This is a genomic window from Burkholderia ubonensis subsp. mesacidophila, from assembly GCF_002097715.1.
Lineage (GTDB): Bacteria > Pseudomonadota > Gammaproteobacteria > Burkholderiales > Burkholderiaceae > Burkholderia > Burkholderia mesacidophila.
In genome coordinates this window covers 2,232,237-2,246,847 of sequence record NZ_CP020738.1, presented here as the reverse complement: position 1 = coordinate 2,246,847, position 14,611 = coordinate 2,232,237, and the positions used below count along the sequence as shown (strand labels likewise).

Sequence of the window (14,611 nt, the reverse complement as noted above, 5' to 3'; positions counted from 1 at the left end):
CCACCTGATGCTGAAACCTGATAAGTATGACAGCGTGACCTGTCGGAGAACGAATGGAACTGCGTTGGCAGGATGCCTACCATCAATTCAGCGCCGCTGAAGATGAGCAGCAACTCTTCCAGCGGATCGCCGCGTATTCGAAGCGCCTGGGCTTCGAGTACTGCTGTTACGGGATTCGGGTGCCGCTGCCGGTGTCGAAGCCGGCCGTCGCGATCTTCGATACCTATCCGGACGGCTGGATGGCGCACTACCAGGAGCAGAACTACATCGACATCGATTCGACGGTTCGCGAAGGCGCGCTCAGCACCAACCTGATCGTCTGGCCGGACGCCGACAAGGCCGGGGCGTCGCCGCTGTGGGCGGATGCGCGCGCATCCGGCCTCGCGGTCGGCGTCGCGCAGTCGAGCTGGGCGGCGCGCGGCGCGTTCGGCCTGTTGAGCATCGCGCGCCATGCCGACCGGCTCACGCCCGCCGAGATCAACATGCTGACGCTGCAGACCAACTGGCTCGCGAACCTGTCGCATTCGCTGATGAGCGGCTTCATGGTGCCGAAGCTGGCGCCGGAGGCCAACGTCGCGCTGACCGCGCGTGAGCGCGAAGTGCTGTGCTGGACGGCCGAAGGCAAGACCGCGTGCGAGATCGGCCAGATCCTCAACATCTCCGAGCGGACGGTCAACTTCCACGTCAACAACATTCTCGAGAAGCTCGGCGCGACCAACAAGGTGCAGGCGGTCGTCAAGGCCATCTCGGCCGGGCTCATCGATACGCCCTGACGGGCGGCGCGGCGCTGCCCGGGGCGCCCGCCGGTCTGGCGCTCACGGGTGCAGTGGGCGGAGGGCGGCCGGCGCAGCGCGGCCGCGTCACTCCATCAGCGGTTCCGCTTCCTTCGCGGTCCAGCTCACGCTGGAAATGCTCTTCTCCATGCTCATCCGGCTCGCGATCTGCTCGAGCTTCTGCTGATCCTTCGGATGCAGCTTCAGCGTCGCGGTGACCTTCAGCCGGTCCGGCTGGTCGGGCACGTCCTCGCTCGTCAGGCTCTGGAACGACAGCGGCTTCGCATACATCGAATTCGACAGCAGCGTGCGGATGTGCACCTCGTCCGTCGCGAGGCAGATCACGGTGATCTGGTATTCGCGCACCAGGTCGGCGTTCGACACGGGCGTCGCGTTGATCGCCTGGCTGACGCCGCGCAGCACCGTGTTGGTGAGCAGCACGACGCCCGTGCCGGCCAGCGCGGGCACGTAATGGCCGGAGCCCGACAGCACGCCGACGGCGGCCGAGCACCACAGCGTCGCGGCCGTGTTGATGCCCTGGATCGAGCCCTTGTCGCGCATGATCACGCCGCCGCCCAGGAAGCCGACGCCCGACACGACGTATGCGGCGATCTGCGTGACGCCCGCGACGCCGTTGCCGGTCAGCACGCCGAGCGTCACGAACAGGCAGGCGCCGCTCGCGACCAGCGTGATCGTGCGCAGGCCCGCGGTGCGCTGGCGCATCTGGCGTTCGAGGCCGATCGCGACGCCACAGGCGAACGCGGTGAAAAGACGAAGTGCGAAATCGAAAGTCATGGGTTGTCCTGCCGTACGGGCGCGCATGCAGCCGGACATTGCGTCGACACCCTGCCGGGCGGCGGCGCAATGGCGGGGCCATCGAGCGGTACTGTACCGCGCGAATGCGTCATCAAGTGTGAAACGGGGCGGCGTGCGGACTCGCGGGAACGCGAGCCGGGGCAGGAGAACTGCGGGGGCAGGCGTTCAGGCGGCGAGAAGCGCACGCAACGGAGTGCTGCAACTGTCCACGATGGTTCCTGAAGGAAGAACGGGCGGCATTCTAGTGGGCGGCGCTCGGGCGCGTCAACCGGTTCGGCGGCGTTCGGGAGGCGGCGCAGCGCCAGCCGCCGCCTCCCGCGCCGGTCATTGCGCGGACCCGATCGTCCCCGTGGCGAGCGCGAGCGTGGCGGCGGCCGACAACGCGCCGCAGTAGCTGTCGACGTCCGCATTCTTCGCCGCGAGCAGCTGGCTCTGCGCGAGCGTCGCGTCGGTCACCGAGCCGACGCCGTTGCGGTACGCGGTCAGCGCGGCGTCGTAGGTCGTCTGCGCGGCGGCGACGAGCGCCGTCGCGGCCTCGTGCGACGCAAGGCTCGTCTGCAGCGCGTTCTGCGCGGCGACGACCTGCCGGACCGCTTCCTCCTTCGTGCGCGTCAGCCGCGCCGACGCGCTCTCGGCGTCGTTGCGCGCCTGCATCAGCACCGCCGAGCGCAGGCCGCCGTCGTACAGCGGGATCGTCACGCCGACGAACACGCCGCCGCCGTAGCGGCTACCGTTCAGGTTGACGGTCGGCGCCTGCTGGCCGATCGCCGGCAGCGCGGTGATCGCCGTGCCGCCGCTGCTGTACGAGGTCGATGCGGACATGAATACCTTCGGCATGAACTCGGCCTGCGCCGCCTTCACCTTCGCGCGGTCGGCGTTTTCGAGCGCATACGCGCTCTGCAGGTCGGGGCGGCGCGCGATCGCGTCCGCGACGATCGAGTCGACCGACGTGCGCAGCGCCGGCGGCAGCGGCCGCGGCGGCAGAGCCGCGATCGTCGGCTTCGACAGCGGCGAAATGCCGAGCGCGGAGACGAGGCCCAGGTAGCCGTCGCTCTCGGCGCCGCTCGCCTCGACGAGCGCGAGATTGGCCTGCGCACGGTTCTGCGTCGCCTGCGCGACTTCGACGACGGTGCCGACGCCCTGCTTGAGCCGCGCGCGGGCGGCCGCGACGATCGTCTCGGCGTTGGCGAGGCTCTGCCGCGCGCTGCGCGCGCGCGATCGCGAGGCTTCGTACCGGTAGTACGCGACGGTCACGTCGTGGATCACCTGCTGGTGGACGGCCGTGAACGCGACGTTCGACACGATCGACGCCTGTTCCGCCGCTTCGACGCGCGCGGCCCGGCCGCCGAAGTCGAACAGCAGCCATTGCAGCGACAGCGCCGAGATCGTGCCGTGCACGGTCGTGTCGCTCGAGCCGCTGCCGAGCGGCGTCGAGGTCGAGCCGTGGCTGCTCTGGTAGGCGCCCATCGCGGTCGCGGACAGCTGCGGCAGGTACGCGGTCTTCGCGATGCCGACCGCGAGCGCGGCGTTGCGCGCGTCGTTCCATGCGATGCGGGTCAACGGGTTCGTCGATTCGGCGAGGTCGATCAGTTCGGGCAGCGTGTACGCGTGCGCCGCGTCGAGCGCAGCGGGCGGCGGCACGGCCGCGAGCGCGGGCGTGGCGGGCAGCGTGTAGTCGTGCGGCGCGCGCGGCGCGTGTGCAGGCGCCGCGCCCGGCACGATCTCGCCCGCTGCCGACGTTGGCGGCTGCCACGGGCGGTCGGACGCCTCCGGCGCCAGATCGAGCGACGACGTCGCGCAGCCGGCCAGCGCGACGGCGGTCGCGAGGGCGGCTGCGGCGATCGAGGCGGCCGGCGGTTCAGGTAGGCGCATGGGGGTGAAGCTCCTTCGATGTGGCTTGACGGGCGGCAGCGGCGATGCGGGCGAGCCGCGCGTCGATCAGGTTCAGCAGTGCGTCGCGTGCGGGGTCGGCGCGGTCGCCGGCCGGTTGCGATGTCGGTGGCGCGTCGTCCGCCGTGCGGGCGGCGGCGGGGTGTGACGCGGCGGTCGCATCAGGTTCGGCGTCCGTTCCGCTTTCTGCGTCGCGCAGCTCGGCCACGCGCGCAAGCCGCGCGCCGATCGCCGCATCGCCCGGTGCGCGTTCGGCGAGCAGGAACAGCGGGCCTTCGAGCGCGCCCAGTTCCGCGAGCGCGCGCCGCCGCGTGGCGATCCACGCGGGCGCGGGCCGCACCCACGACGGTTCGTAATGGATCAGGCCGAGATCCTGCGCGATCGCGCCGTGGCGCGCGAACGCTTCGGCCGCCTGGGCGCGCCGTTCGGCCGGCTGAGCGACCTGCGCGAGCCGCCGCCACTGGTCGACCAGCGCGGCGAGCGCCGCGTCGACCTGCTTGCCGATGCTGACCGGCCAGACGCGCGTGAACACGAGATACACGACGACGTTGCCGAGCAGGATGCCGATCGTGCGATCGCGCGCGAGCGTCAGGTCGAAGCCGGGGCCCGCGCCCTGGATCACGCACAGGAAGAACGCGAAGGCGATCTGGAAACCCGCATACGCGATCCGCGGCGAGCCGAACGCGACCCATGCGGCCAGCCCCGCGCCGACGAACACGAGCGCCATCAGATGGCCGATCGACGACAGCGACGGCACCACGAACACCAGCGCCGCGGTGCCGACCAGCGCGCCGACGATGCAGCCGGCGATCCGCAGCGTGAGCTTCTCGACCGTCTCGGCGGTCGAGCCGAGCGACACCATGTAGCAGGTGATGAAGCACGTATGGATGCCCGACCAGTCGAGCTGCGAGTACAGCAGGTAGCAGAACATCGCCGCGACCGTCGTCTTCAGCGCGTAGCGGATGTGATCGGGGTTGGTGCGCGCGTCCGGCAGGAAGAAGCCGCCGCGCGGGGCGGGTGGCGCGGCGGGCGCGTTCGCGTCGACGGGCGGCGCGTCGGCCGTCGCGCCGGGTTCCGCGAAGCGGGTGAGCGCCGCGTGCAGGTCCGTCGCGACCACGCGCGCGAGCGGCGGCAGCGCATCGGCCGGCGGCAGCGCGAGCGTCACGTCGACCGGATAGCCGCCTTGCTCGAGCATGCCGGCCATCTCGTTGAGCGTCGCCGCGACCGGCGCGGCGAACGCGTCGGGCAGCCGCGCGCCGGGCTCGCGGTCCGCCAGCGCGACCGCGACCAGGATCGCGGTGCTCGACGCGATGGCCTGCCGCAGCGCGGCGACGTCGGCGCCGGACGACGTGCCTTCGAGCTTCGACAGCTTGAGCCAGGTCAGGAGCTGATGGTCGCCTTCGCGCAGGCTCGCGTCGAACGCGGCGCGCGCGCCGTCGTCGTCGCCGCGCAGCCGTTGCGCGGCGAGCCGCAGCCGCTTCGCGAGCTGCGCGAGCGCGAGCCGGCGCGGCGACGGCGCGATCAGCAGGTTGACGACGATCGCGATGCCGACCGGGATCGCGACCATCAGCCACGTGTAGAGCAGCGCGCGCGTCGCGGCTTCGCCGACCGGCACGAGGCCGAGCTCGTCGAGCCCGAAGCCGACGATCATCGCGAGGATCGCGCCGACGGGGCGCAGCTTGCTGGCGGACGTCAGGTAGAGCAGCCCGACCGACAGCACGGCCATGCACGCGACCCGCAGCACCGAATACTCGATGCTGAAGATCGCGACGCCGAGCACGAGCGCGATCACGACCGTGATGATCAGCATCATCGCCGTGGCGAGCACGACGCTCGTCACGCGGTCGGCGCGGTTCAGGAAGAACACCACGTAAGCGGAGATCGCGGCTTCCGGCGTGCCGTACGCGCTCGTCACGAGCACGGTCAAGGTGCAGATCAGCGCGACCCGCACGGCCATCGACGCACGGCCCGGAAACGGCGCGAGCAGACGCAGGACTTCGCGCAGGCCGGGCGACCGGACTTCAGCGGCAGGCTGAGCCATGCCGGACCTCGACGATCGCGCTCGCGCCGACGCGCACGAGCTTGCCGTCGGGTTCGTCGAGCTTCACGCGCACCGGGAAGCGCTGCGCCACGTGCACCCAGTTCACCGAGCGCTGCACGATCGGCAGCGTTCGCGGCAGGTTGACGCGGTCGCTGTCCGCGATCCCCGCGCCGATGCCGACGACCTTGCCCGTCATCGCGCGGCCGCGGTCGATCATCGAATAGACGGTCGCGCAGTCGCCGACTTCGATGTGCTTCAACGCCGTCTCGCGGAAATTGCCGACGGCGAACCATTCGCGTGCATCGATCAGCGTGAAGATCGACTGGTTCGGCGCGAGGGTCTCGCCGACGAGGATCGACAGGCCGGTCACGAGCCCGTCGTGCGGCGCGCGCACGACGGTGTCGTCGAGCGCGTGCTGCGCGCGGGCGAGCGCGGCTTCGCGCGCATGCAGCGTCGCGATCGCGTCGGCGTCGTCGCCGATGGTCTGCGCGGACGAGCGCTGCTGTTCCTGCGCCTGCGCGAGGGATACGGCCGCGTCGTGCTGCCTGACCTTCGCCTGGTCGAATTGCTGCGCGCTGACATAACCCTGGGCGGCGAGCGGCGCGAGCCGGTTCACGTCGCGCGTCGCGAGGCCGTAGTTCTGCGTCGCGCGCTTTACCTGCTCGGCGGCGACCGACGCATTCGAGCGCTCGCCGATCAGGGTCTTGCGACGCGTGTCGAGCGACGCGCGCGCGAGCTCGACGTCGGCCTGCGCCTGCGCGACCGTCAGCCGGTACGGCACCGGATCGATCTCGTACAGCAGGTCGCCTTTCGCGACGCGCTGGTTCTCGTGCACGGCAAGCTTCACGATGCGCCCGCCGACGGGCGACGCGACATGCACGATGTCCGCGTCGATCGACGCGTCGTCGGTCGACGGATAGGCGGTCGTGCGGTGATACGCGTAGGCGAGGGCGGCGATGCCGAGCGCGACGATCGCGAGCGCGATCGCGCGGCCTTTGGTCGAGGGTTGGCTGATGCCGGCGAGTTTCATGCGAAGGGCCCCGTGCCGGAGAGCCAGACGAGTACCGCGATCACGAGCCCGATCGCGGTGCAGACGGCCAGCTGATAAGGCACCGTGGCTGCCCAGCCGGTCGAGACGAACACGCGGTGCGCGACGATTGCGGCGACGACGCCGATCACCGCGCTGACGAGCCAGAGCGGGAAGTAGGCGCCGAACAGCACGTAGGACGGCGCGCCGCGCGCCGCGCAGCCCGCGAGCGGCAGGGCCGGCGTCAGGGCGGCGACGCGCAGGGACGCGCGTGACGTTGTTTTTCTCATGATGGGACGAGCTTGACGGATGAGGTTGGGTGCCGGGCGCGGCGCGGCCGGCGCCGCCGCGACGACGGTTCCGCGATACGGTGCCGATAATAAATCAGCGCGACGCCGACGGCCAGCCGGGACTTGTTCGGCATCCCTGATGGCGGGCGGCGTTGCCCGCGCGACGCAGGCGATTCCGCTGACGCAAGGACGTGTAGGGTTGCTAATGACGGCAAGGTCGCCGAAGGCAAAACGAGTCGACGCCGTTGACGTGCTGCCGCGATCGAATCGGCGCGCGACCGGCGCATTCCCGCGTGAGCGGGCGTGAATCCGCTCGATCCTGCCGGCCGAGCCCGTCCTCGACGAGCAGGTCGACCAGCGTGCGCGCGAACCGCGGCAGCGCGTCGAGGTCCGCGACGCAGATCTGCAGCCGGCGCGCGGTGCCTTCGGGCAGCACGCCGACGTTCGCCTCGATCATCCGGCACGCGGTCTTGAAGCTGCTGACTTGGATGCGCCAGCGCAGCGTGCGCTGCAAGTCCGCGGCCGCGCGCTTGTGGAAATTGCGGCGCAGCAGCTTCACGCCGACCTGTTCCTCGAGATTCTTGATGCGCATGCTGGCGGTGGGCACCGACAGGTGCGCGCGTTCCGCGCCGCGCGTCAGGCTGTTCGCCTCGGCGATGTGCGTGAAGAGATCGAGGTCGACCAGATCGAAGCGGACGACGGAATCGGGGGATGGATGAGGCGCTTATCGCGCGAAGCCGCAAGACGCCGCATGTTCGCGGCGATGGGGCAAGCTGGTTGGGGGCGGGCGACCGGCGCCGCTTGATCGTCGACGTCGGGTTCGGCGGGATGTGTGTACCATCGAGCGTACGGTGCGGGCCTCGCTGGCTTGTCGTGCCGCAACGTCGGTGAGCGCTCCATGCGAAGTTTCTTTGTCCGGTTCATTGCGATCGGCTTGCTGTTTCATCTGTACGTCGGGATGCGGATCATTCCCGACGCGTTCGCGTCGACCACCGTGCGCGTCGTCGCGGCGCTCGCGCTCGCGAGCTTCTGCGTGCTGATTCCGGTCGGGATGTTCGCGCGTCGTTTCGACGAAGGCTGGGCGGCGACGCTGTTCGGCTGGACCGGCGCGATCGCGATGGGGTTCTTTTCGTCGCTGCTCGCGCTGACGTTCCTGCGCGACCTGATGCTGCTCGGCGTGGCCGCGTGGCGTGCGCTCGGACACGCCGGCGCGTGGAGCGGGGCGGCGGCGGACAGCGCGTCGGGCGTGCTGGCCGGCGCACTGCTGATCACGGGTATCGGGTTCGCGAACGCGCGGCGCACCGCGGCGGTCAAGCACGTGTCGGTTCCGGTGGCGGACCTGCCCGCCGCGCTCGACGGCCTGAAGATCGTGCAGCTGTCGGACATCCACGTCGGGCCGACCATCAAGCGCGCGTATGTCGAGCGCATCGTCGGCGCGGTCAATGCGCTCGATGCCGACATCGTCGCGGTCACGGGCGACGTGGTGGACGGGTCCGTCGAGCGGCTGCGCGAACACACGGCGCCGCTAGGGCGCATGAAATCCCGGCACGGCAGTTTCCTGGTGACGGGCAATCACGAGTATTACGCCGGCGCGCATGCGTGGATCGCGGAGTTCCGGCGCATCGGCCTGACGGTGCTGCTGAACGAGCACGTGGTGGTCGAGCACGACGGCGCGCGCGCGGTGGTCGCGGGCGTCACCGACTTTACGGCCGGGGCGTTCGACCCGGCACACCGCAGCGACCCGGCGCGCGCGCTGGCGGGCGCGCCGCGCGACGTCGGGACGCGGATCCTGCTCGCGCATCAGCCGCGGAGCGCGGAACAGGCGAGCCGGGCCGGGTTCTCGCTGCAGATCTCGGGCCATACGCACGGCGGGCAGTTCCTGCCGTGGCCGCCGTTCGTGCGGCTGCAGCAGCCGGTCATCGCCGGGCTGCGCAAATTCGGCGATTTGTGGGTCTATACGAGCCGGGGAACCGGATATTGGGGGCCGCCGAACCGGTTCGGCGTGCCGTCCGAGATCACGCTGATCCGGCTGACGCGGGGCGCGTAGGCGGCGCCCCGCGCCGACATGACGTGCTTGCCGCGGCGCGCGCGTTCACGCGCGCCGCGCGAGCGTCACGCGATGCGGGCGATGTCGTCGAAGTCGAAGCGCGGGCTGCGCGGGAACAGCCCGGCCGGATCGCCGTAGCCGAGGTTGACGAGGAAATTGCTCTTCACCGTGGTGCCGGCAAAGAACGCGGCGTCGACCGCCGCGTTGTCGAAGCCGGACATCGGACCGGCGTCGAGGCCGAGCGCGCGGGCGGCCATGATCAGGTAGGCGCCCTGCAGCGACGAGTTGCGGAACGCGGTGGCCTGGATCAGCGCGTCGTTGCCCGCGAACCAGCTGCGTGCGTCCGCGTGCGGGAACAGGCGCGGCAACTGCTCGTAGAACGCCATGTCCATGCCGACGATCACCGTGACGGGCGCGGCCAGCGTCTTCGCGAGATTGCCTTCGGACAGCGCCGGCTTCAGGCGGGCCTTCGCTTCCGGCGACTTGACGAACACGAAGCGCGCCGGGCTCGAGTTCGCCGACGTCGGGCCGAATTTCGCCACGTCGACCAGCCGATGGAGCAGTGCGTCGTCGACCGGCTTGTCCTGCCAGGTGTTGTGCGAGCGCGCGGTGAGGAACAGCTGGTCGAGCGCGGAGTCGGAAAGCGTCATGATGAAGAGGTCCGGAAAAGGGCCGACGAATCGCGTCGGCCGGGTTGAACGGGAGCGTGGCGCCGCCGGGGCGGCGCGACATGGCGCGATGATAGCGTGACGCGCCGGCGCGCGCCCGGCAGCCGATCGGCCCGGCAGGGCCGCGCAGCGGCTGCGCGTCGGACGCGCACCGGACGCGCACCGGACGACCCGACGTCGCGAATGAGCGAGCATGGCAGCGGCGTGCGCGGTTCGCTAACATGCAATCATGCGTCGCCCGTCGATGTTTTCCGCCTGCCTTGCCCGACATGTCCACGTTCGATCTCTTCGATGACACCCCCGCGCCCGACGTGGACTGGTACCCGGACTGGCTCGCGCCGGCCGACGCCGATCGCGCGCTGGCCGCGCTGATCGGCGAGGTCGCGTGGCGCCAGGATGCGATCCGCACGCCGCGCGGGCGCATCCCGCTGCCGCGCCTCACCGCGTGGCAGGGCGAGCCGGACGCGGTCTACGTGTATTCGGGCATCCGCAACGTGCCCGCGCCGTGGACGCCGGCCGTGCTCGACCTGAAGCGCGCGGTCGAGGCGACGTGCGGCGCGCGCTTCAACAGCGTGCTGCTGAACCGCTACCGCAACGGGCAGGACAGCATGGGCTGGCACGCGGACAAGGAGCCCGAGCTCGGCGACGCGCCGGTGATCGCGTCGGTGAGCCTCGGCGCGATGCGCGTGTTCGACCTGCGGCACCGCGCGACGGGCGTCACGCACGCGTATCGGCTGACGCACGGCAGCCTGCTCGTGATGCGCGGGCGGACCCAGGCCGAGTGGCAGCATCGCGTGCCGAAGGCGCCGTCGGTGCAGGGCGAGCGCGTCAACCTGACGTTCCGGCGGGTCGTCGCGGGACCGGCGGACGCGGCCTGACGCAAGCGCGGCGCGCGAATGGCGATGGTCAATGTGCTCCAGCTATCGATTTTATTTTCGAATAGCCCAGTGAAACCGCTGATGGTGCGACGCAACATTCCCCGTGTAGACTGACTTATGGGCCGGCGCGTACCGATTGCTGCCGGAATGATTGCATCGCATCCCCGAGGGCCGGCCAGCGCCGGACGACGGGCGGCGGGAGAACTTCGCGTGACCGGACTGATAGCATCCCTCGAACCCTTGCTGCACGTCTTCGAACAGGACGGCGAATGGCAATGGGCGCTGACGGTGAAGCGGACGGCGGGCGTCGGCGTGAAGGTGGTCGCGTTCAGCCGGGAAGGTTTCCTTCGCGAGGCCGACGCGCATGCCGCCGGCGAACGCGCGCGTGCGTCGCTCGACGGCGCGGTGCTCGCCTGACGTTTCCCGTCCCTTTTCCGTCCGTATCCCATCCGTTTCCCGCACGCTGCCGCGCGGGCCGACCGTTGCGCGTTGCCGTGACGGCCGGGTCTTCTGTCTTTCTCCATCTTCGGTGTTCCCACCCCGTCCAAAATGGTCCGTATCTTTCGACACGCGACTGCCACAGGTTTTGCTTAACGTAGGCCCGCATCCGGCTGGACGCGCGCTGCGCGCGGCGCGAGCCGGCCGGCATGACGGACAACCGACGGACGTGGGTCATGTGCGACGACAAAACAGGCTATGACGATCGCCCGGTCCGCGGCGGGGCGTCGGCGGCGCGGGGGCCGCAAACGGGTTTCACGCTGATCGAGGTGCTGATCGCGCTCGCGATCGTCGCGGTCGCGCTGGGCGCGGTGATGCGCGCGATCGGCGCGCTCGCGTCGGACACCGACACGGCACGCATGCGGCTGCTCGCGCTGTGGAGCGCCGACAACGCGCTCGGCGCGATCCGCATCGCCGCGAGCTGGCCGCCGGTCGGCGCCAGCACGTTCGCGTGCCCGCAAGGGCCGTACCGGTTCGTGTGCCGCCAGTCCGTGACGGCGCTGCCCAGCCCGCTCGTGCGTCAGGTGACGGTGAGCGTCCATCCGTCGGCGTCGAGCCGGACGGTGCTCGCCGAAGTCGTCACCGTGGTGCAGGATGAAGCGCGGCACTGACCCGCGCGCCACGCGGCGCGCACGCGGCTTCACGCTGATCGAGATGCTGGTCGCGATCGCGCTGCTTGCGGTGATCGCACTGCTGTCGTGGCGCGGTCTCGACGCGACGATCCGCGGCCGCGACGATATCGCGTCGAATCTGGCGCAAACGCGTCTGCTCGGCCGCTATTTTTCGCAACTGCAATTCGACCTGCTGAATCTCGTGACGGCCGACGAGGTGTTCGGGCCGCCGCTGCGGCTCCGTTCGAACGAACTGGTGCTCGTCCGGCACGTGGGCGTCGGCGGCGGGCCGACGCACGTCCAGGTGGTCCGCTACCAGCTGAAGGGGCGCGAGCTGGCGCGCAGCGCGTCGCAGCCGCTCGCGTCGCTCGCCGAGCTCGAGGACGCGCTGCATCACATGGACGGTTTCGCGAAGGTGGTCGTCAGTCGCGACGCGCGCGCGATGCAGCTGGCGGTGTGGATTGCGCCGGGCGGCTGGACCGCCAGCCAGGCTGTCGTCGAGCAGGCCTACGCGCAGTTTCTCGCGCAGCACGGCATCAGCAACGTCACGTCGCTCGGGATGCCGCTGCCGCGCGGCATTCGCTTCGCGGTCGCGCTCGGCACGCCGTCCGTCGAATACGAACGGACGATTCCGATCGGGCAGTAAGCACGGCCGTGCACCGCACGCGTGCGGTGCGCGCATCGGCCACGGGGCGGCACGTCCGGCCTGCCCGTCAAAATGGTCCGTAACATTCGTCATACGCGTGTTACCGCTCGTCCGCTAGTCTCGCTTCGACAGCGATTGCCGCGACCCGCCGCTATGGACGGCCGATCGGCAACGGATTCCGCAAGACGGCAAGGGGGCCAACGTGGCGGGCGAGTACTCACATGGTGCACACGCACGCGCATCCGCGCGCGATGCGTCCGGGCCGCGCGCGCCGGCGGCGATCCTGTCGCGCGCGCAGAACTGGCACAGCGCGGGGCGGTTCGACGACGCCGCGCGCGAATATCTCGCGGTGCTCGCGAACGAGCCGGACAATCCGCAGGCGCTGCACCTGTACGGCGTGCTGCAATACCAGCGCGGCGCGGTCGCCGAGGCGGAAGCGCTGCTGCGGCAGTCGATCGCGATCGACGCGGGCGTGCGTGCGCGGTCGGATCTCGGTGCGATCCTGGGCGACAGCGGGCGCGTCGACGAAGCGCTCGCGCAGTTCGACGCGGCGCTGCGCGTCGATCCGCGCGACGTGCAGACGCTGGTGCGGCAGGGCAACACGCTGATCGGGCTGCGCCGCTACGCGCCCGCGCTCGCCGCGTTCGACCGGGCGCTCGCCGTGTCGCCGCTCGTGCTCGACGCGCTGTGCAATCGCGGCAGCGCGCTGCGCGCGCTCGGGCGCCATCAGGAAGCGCTCGACACCTACGACCGCGCGCTGATGGTCGAGCCGCGCTCGTTCGAATCATGGTTCAACCGCGCGCTCGTGCTGCGCGCGCTGCAGCGCCCGGCCGACGCGCTGCATTGCTTCGACCGCGCGATCGAGATCCGGCCCGGCATCGCGGTGATGCTGTCGATGCGCGGCCAGGCGCTCGTCGATCTCGGCCGCCTGAACGAAGCGCTGGCCGCCTTCAACGAAGCGATCGCGGCCGACCCTTCGCTGGTCGAGGCGCTCTACAACAGCGCGGTCGCGCTCGAACGGCTGGGCCGTGCCGACGAGGCGCGCGCGCGCTGCGAACGCGTGCTCGCGCTCGAACCGCGGCATGCGCGCGCGCTCGCGTGCCGCGGCAACGCGCTGCTGCAGCTGAAGCGCCACGACGCCGCGCTCGACAGCTATGCGCTCGCGCTCGACATCGACCCGGGCGCGCACGAGGTCCGCTGCAATCAGGGCACCGCATTGCGTTTCCTGAAACGCTTCGACGAAGCGCTGCAAAGCTACGACGCCGCGCTCGCGAACGACGAGCGCTTCGGCGAGGCCTGGACCCATCGCAGCAGCGTGTTGCAGGACCTGCACCGCTACGACGACGCACAGCGCGCGCTCGACCGCGCGTTCGAACTGCGTCCGGACCATGCGGCGAACTGGCTCAATCGCGGCAATCTCCACTACGCGACCGGGCGCGCGGACGACGCGCTGGCGGCCTACGATCGCGCGATCGCGCTGGACGCGGACTACGTGGACGCGCATTTCGCGCGGGCGTCGCTGTGCCTCGCCGAAGGCGATTTTGCGCGCGGCTGGGCGGAATACGAATGGCGGTTGCGCGATCCTGCGCTGGCGCGCCACGACCGTCCGTTCGTGCAGCCGTCGTGGCGCGGCGACGCGCCGCTCGACGGCCGGACGATCCTGATCCATGCGGAACAGGGCTTCGGCGACACGCTGCAGTTCTGCCGGTACGTGCCGCATCTTGCCGCGCAAGGCGCGCGTGTCGTGTTCGAAGTACAGCCGCCGCTGCGCACGCTGATCGCGTCGCTGCAAGGGCCGGCGCAGGTGATCGCGCGCGGCGAATCGCTGCCGCCGTTCGACTGCCACTGCCCGCTGCCGAGCCTGCCGTTCGCACTGCGCGCGACGCTGCCCGACATGCCGCGCCAGACCCCTTATCTCCATGCGGACCCGCAACGCGTCCGGCAGTGGGCGGAGTGGCTCGGCGAAGCGCGCCGTCCGCGCATCGGGCTCGCGTGGGCCGGCAATCCGGAACACCGCAACGACCACAACCGCTCGATCGACTTCGCGCTGCTCGCGCCGCTGTTCGCGCTCGACGTCGAATGGGTCAGCCTGCAGAAGGCCGTGAACGAGCGCGACGACGCATTGCTGGCGAACGCGCCGGTGCGGCGCTTCGACGACGAGCTCGGCGATTTCGCGGATACGGCGGCGCTGGTCCGCTCGCTCGACCTCGTGATTTCCGTCGATACGGCGGTCGCGCACCTGGCCGGCGCGCTCGGCCATCCGGTGTGGGTGCTGCTGCCCGATCCGCCCGAATGGCGCTGGCTGCGCGACCGGGACGACAGCCGCTGGTATCCGAACGCGCGCCTGTTCCGCCAGGCTGTTGCGGGCCGCTGGGCGAGCGTGATCGACGCGGTGTGCGCCGCGCTCGATCGGATCACACGTTAGA

The 14,611-nt window shown here is 70.6% G+C and carries 13 protein-coding genes and 1 pseudogene; 7 read left to right on the top strand and 7 right to left on the bottom strand.

Going from position 1 to position 14,611, the window contains the following annotated elements; translation table 11 throughout:
- Window positions 1-53 precede the first annotated feature (53 nt).
- Window positions 54-773, top strand: coding sequence for an autoinducer binding domain-containing protein (locus B7P44_RS27405; RefSeq protein ID WP_084909036.1), 720 nt, complete (start codon window positions 54-56; stop codon window positions 771-773).
- Window positions 774-860: 87 nt separating this feature from the next.
- Here the strand turns inward: B7P44_RS27405 and B7P44_RS27400 are convergent, their stop codons facing one another.
- The 6 genes and pseudogenes from B7P44_RS27400 to B7P44_RS27370 all read right to left on the bottom strand — a co-directional run.
- On the bottom strand, window positions 861-1,568 hold the full coding sequence (locus tag B7P44_RS27400) for an MgtC/SapB family protein (protein WP_084909035.1): 708 nt from the start codon (window positions 1,566-1,568) through the stop codon (window positions 861-863).
- A gap of 345 nt (window positions 1,569-1,913) precedes the next feature.
- The gene (locus tag B7P44_RS27390) at window positions 1,914-3,461 is read right to left on the bottom strand and encodes a TolC family protein (RefSeq protein ID WP_084909034.1); all 1,548 of its coding nucleotides are present in this window, start codon (window positions 3,459-3,461) and stop codon (window positions 1,914-1,916) included.
- The gene (locus tag B7P44_RS27385; protein WP_084909033.1) at window positions 3,448-5,520 is read right to left on the bottom strand and encodes an FUSC family protein; all 2,073 of its coding nucleotides are present in this window, start codon (window positions 5,518-5,520) and stop codon (window positions 3,448-3,450) included. Before B7P44_RS27385 ends, B7P44_RS27390 begins: the two co-directional genes overlap by 14 nt.
- The gene (gene mdtN / locus B7P44_RS27380) at window positions 5,501-6,550 is read right to left on the bottom strand and encodes a multidrug transporter subunit MdtN (protein ID WP_084909032.1); all 1,050 of its coding nucleotides are present in this window, start codon (window positions 6,548-6,550) and stop codon (window positions 5,501-5,503) included. The genes B7P44_RS27385 and mdtN overlap by 20 nt, the downstream gene beginning before the upstream one ends.
- On the bottom strand, window positions 6,547-6,837 hold the full coding sequence (locus B7P44_RS27375) for a hypothetical protein (protein ID WP_084909031.1): 291 nt from the start codon (window positions 6,835-6,837) through the stop codon (window positions 6,547-6,549). Before B7P44_RS27375 ends, mdtN begins: the two co-directional genes overlap by 4 nt.
- 316 nt (window positions 6,838-7,153) lie before the next feature.
- Window positions 7,154-7,522: pseudogene (locus tag B7P44_RS27370) on the bottom strand (LysR family transcriptional regulator); the annotation flags it as partial.
- A gap of 213 nt (window positions 7,523-7,735) precedes the next feature.
- Between B7P44_RS27370 and B7P44_RS27360 the strand changes: the two are divergent.
- Window positions 7,736-8,884: a metallophosphoesterase gene (locus tag B7P44_RS27360; RefSeq protein ID WP_084910054.1), complete on the top strand. Its 1,149-nt coding sequence runs from the start codon at window positions 7,736-7,738 to the stop codon at window positions 8,882-8,884.
- A 65-nt stretch (window positions 8,885-8,949) separates the two neighbouring features.
- Here B7P44_RS27360 and B7P44_RS27355 read toward each other — a convergent pair whose 3' ends face one another.
- A complete protein-coding gene (locus tag B7P44_RS27355) occupies window positions 8,950-9,534 on the bottom strand; it encodes a malonic semialdehyde reductase (protein WP_084909028.1) in 585 nt (194 codons plus the stop codon).
- Between the two features lie 287 nt (window positions 9,535-9,821).
- On the opposite strand from B7P44_RS27355, the gene B7P44_RS27350 reads away from it, so the two are divergent.
- The 5 genes from B7P44_RS27350 to B7P44_RS27330 all read left to right on the top strand — a co-directional run bounded on the left by B7P44_RS27350 (window position 9,822) and on the right by B7P44_RS27330 (window position 14,610).
- The gene (locus B7P44_RS27350; protein WP_084910053.1) at window positions 9,822-10,430 is read left to right on the top strand and encodes an alpha-ketoglutarate-dependent dioxygenase AlkB family protein; all 609 of its coding nucleotides are present in this window, start codon (window positions 9,822-9,824) and stop codon (window positions 10,428-10,430) included.
- Between the two features lie 210 nt (window positions 10,431-10,640).
- Complete coding sequence (locus B7P44_RS27345) at window positions 10,641-10,847, top strand: hypothetical protein (protein WP_084910052.1); 207 nt, start codon at window positions 10,641-10,643, stop codon at window positions 10,845-10,847.
- Between the two features lie 257 nt (window positions 10,848-11,104).
- Entirely contained in the window at window positions 11,105-11,539 is a 435-nt protein-coding gene (gene gspI, locus B7P44_RS27340) for a type II secretion system minor pseudopilin GspI (protein ID WP_193834317.1), read from the top strand.
- A complete protein-coding gene (locus B7P44_RS27335) occupies window positions 11,523-12,185 on the top strand; it encodes a PulJ/GspJ family protein (protein WP_084909026.1) in 663 nt (220 codons plus the stop codon). The genes gspI and B7P44_RS27335 overlap by 17 nt, the downstream gene beginning before the upstream one ends.
- Window positions 12,186-12,387: 202 nt before the next feature.
- A complete protein-coding gene (locus B7P44_RS27330) occupies window positions 12,388-14,610 on the top strand; it encodes a tetratricopeptide repeat protein (protein WP_084909025.1) in 2,223 nt (740 codons plus the stop codon).
- The last annotated feature ends 1 nt before the right edge of the window (window position 14,611 follow it).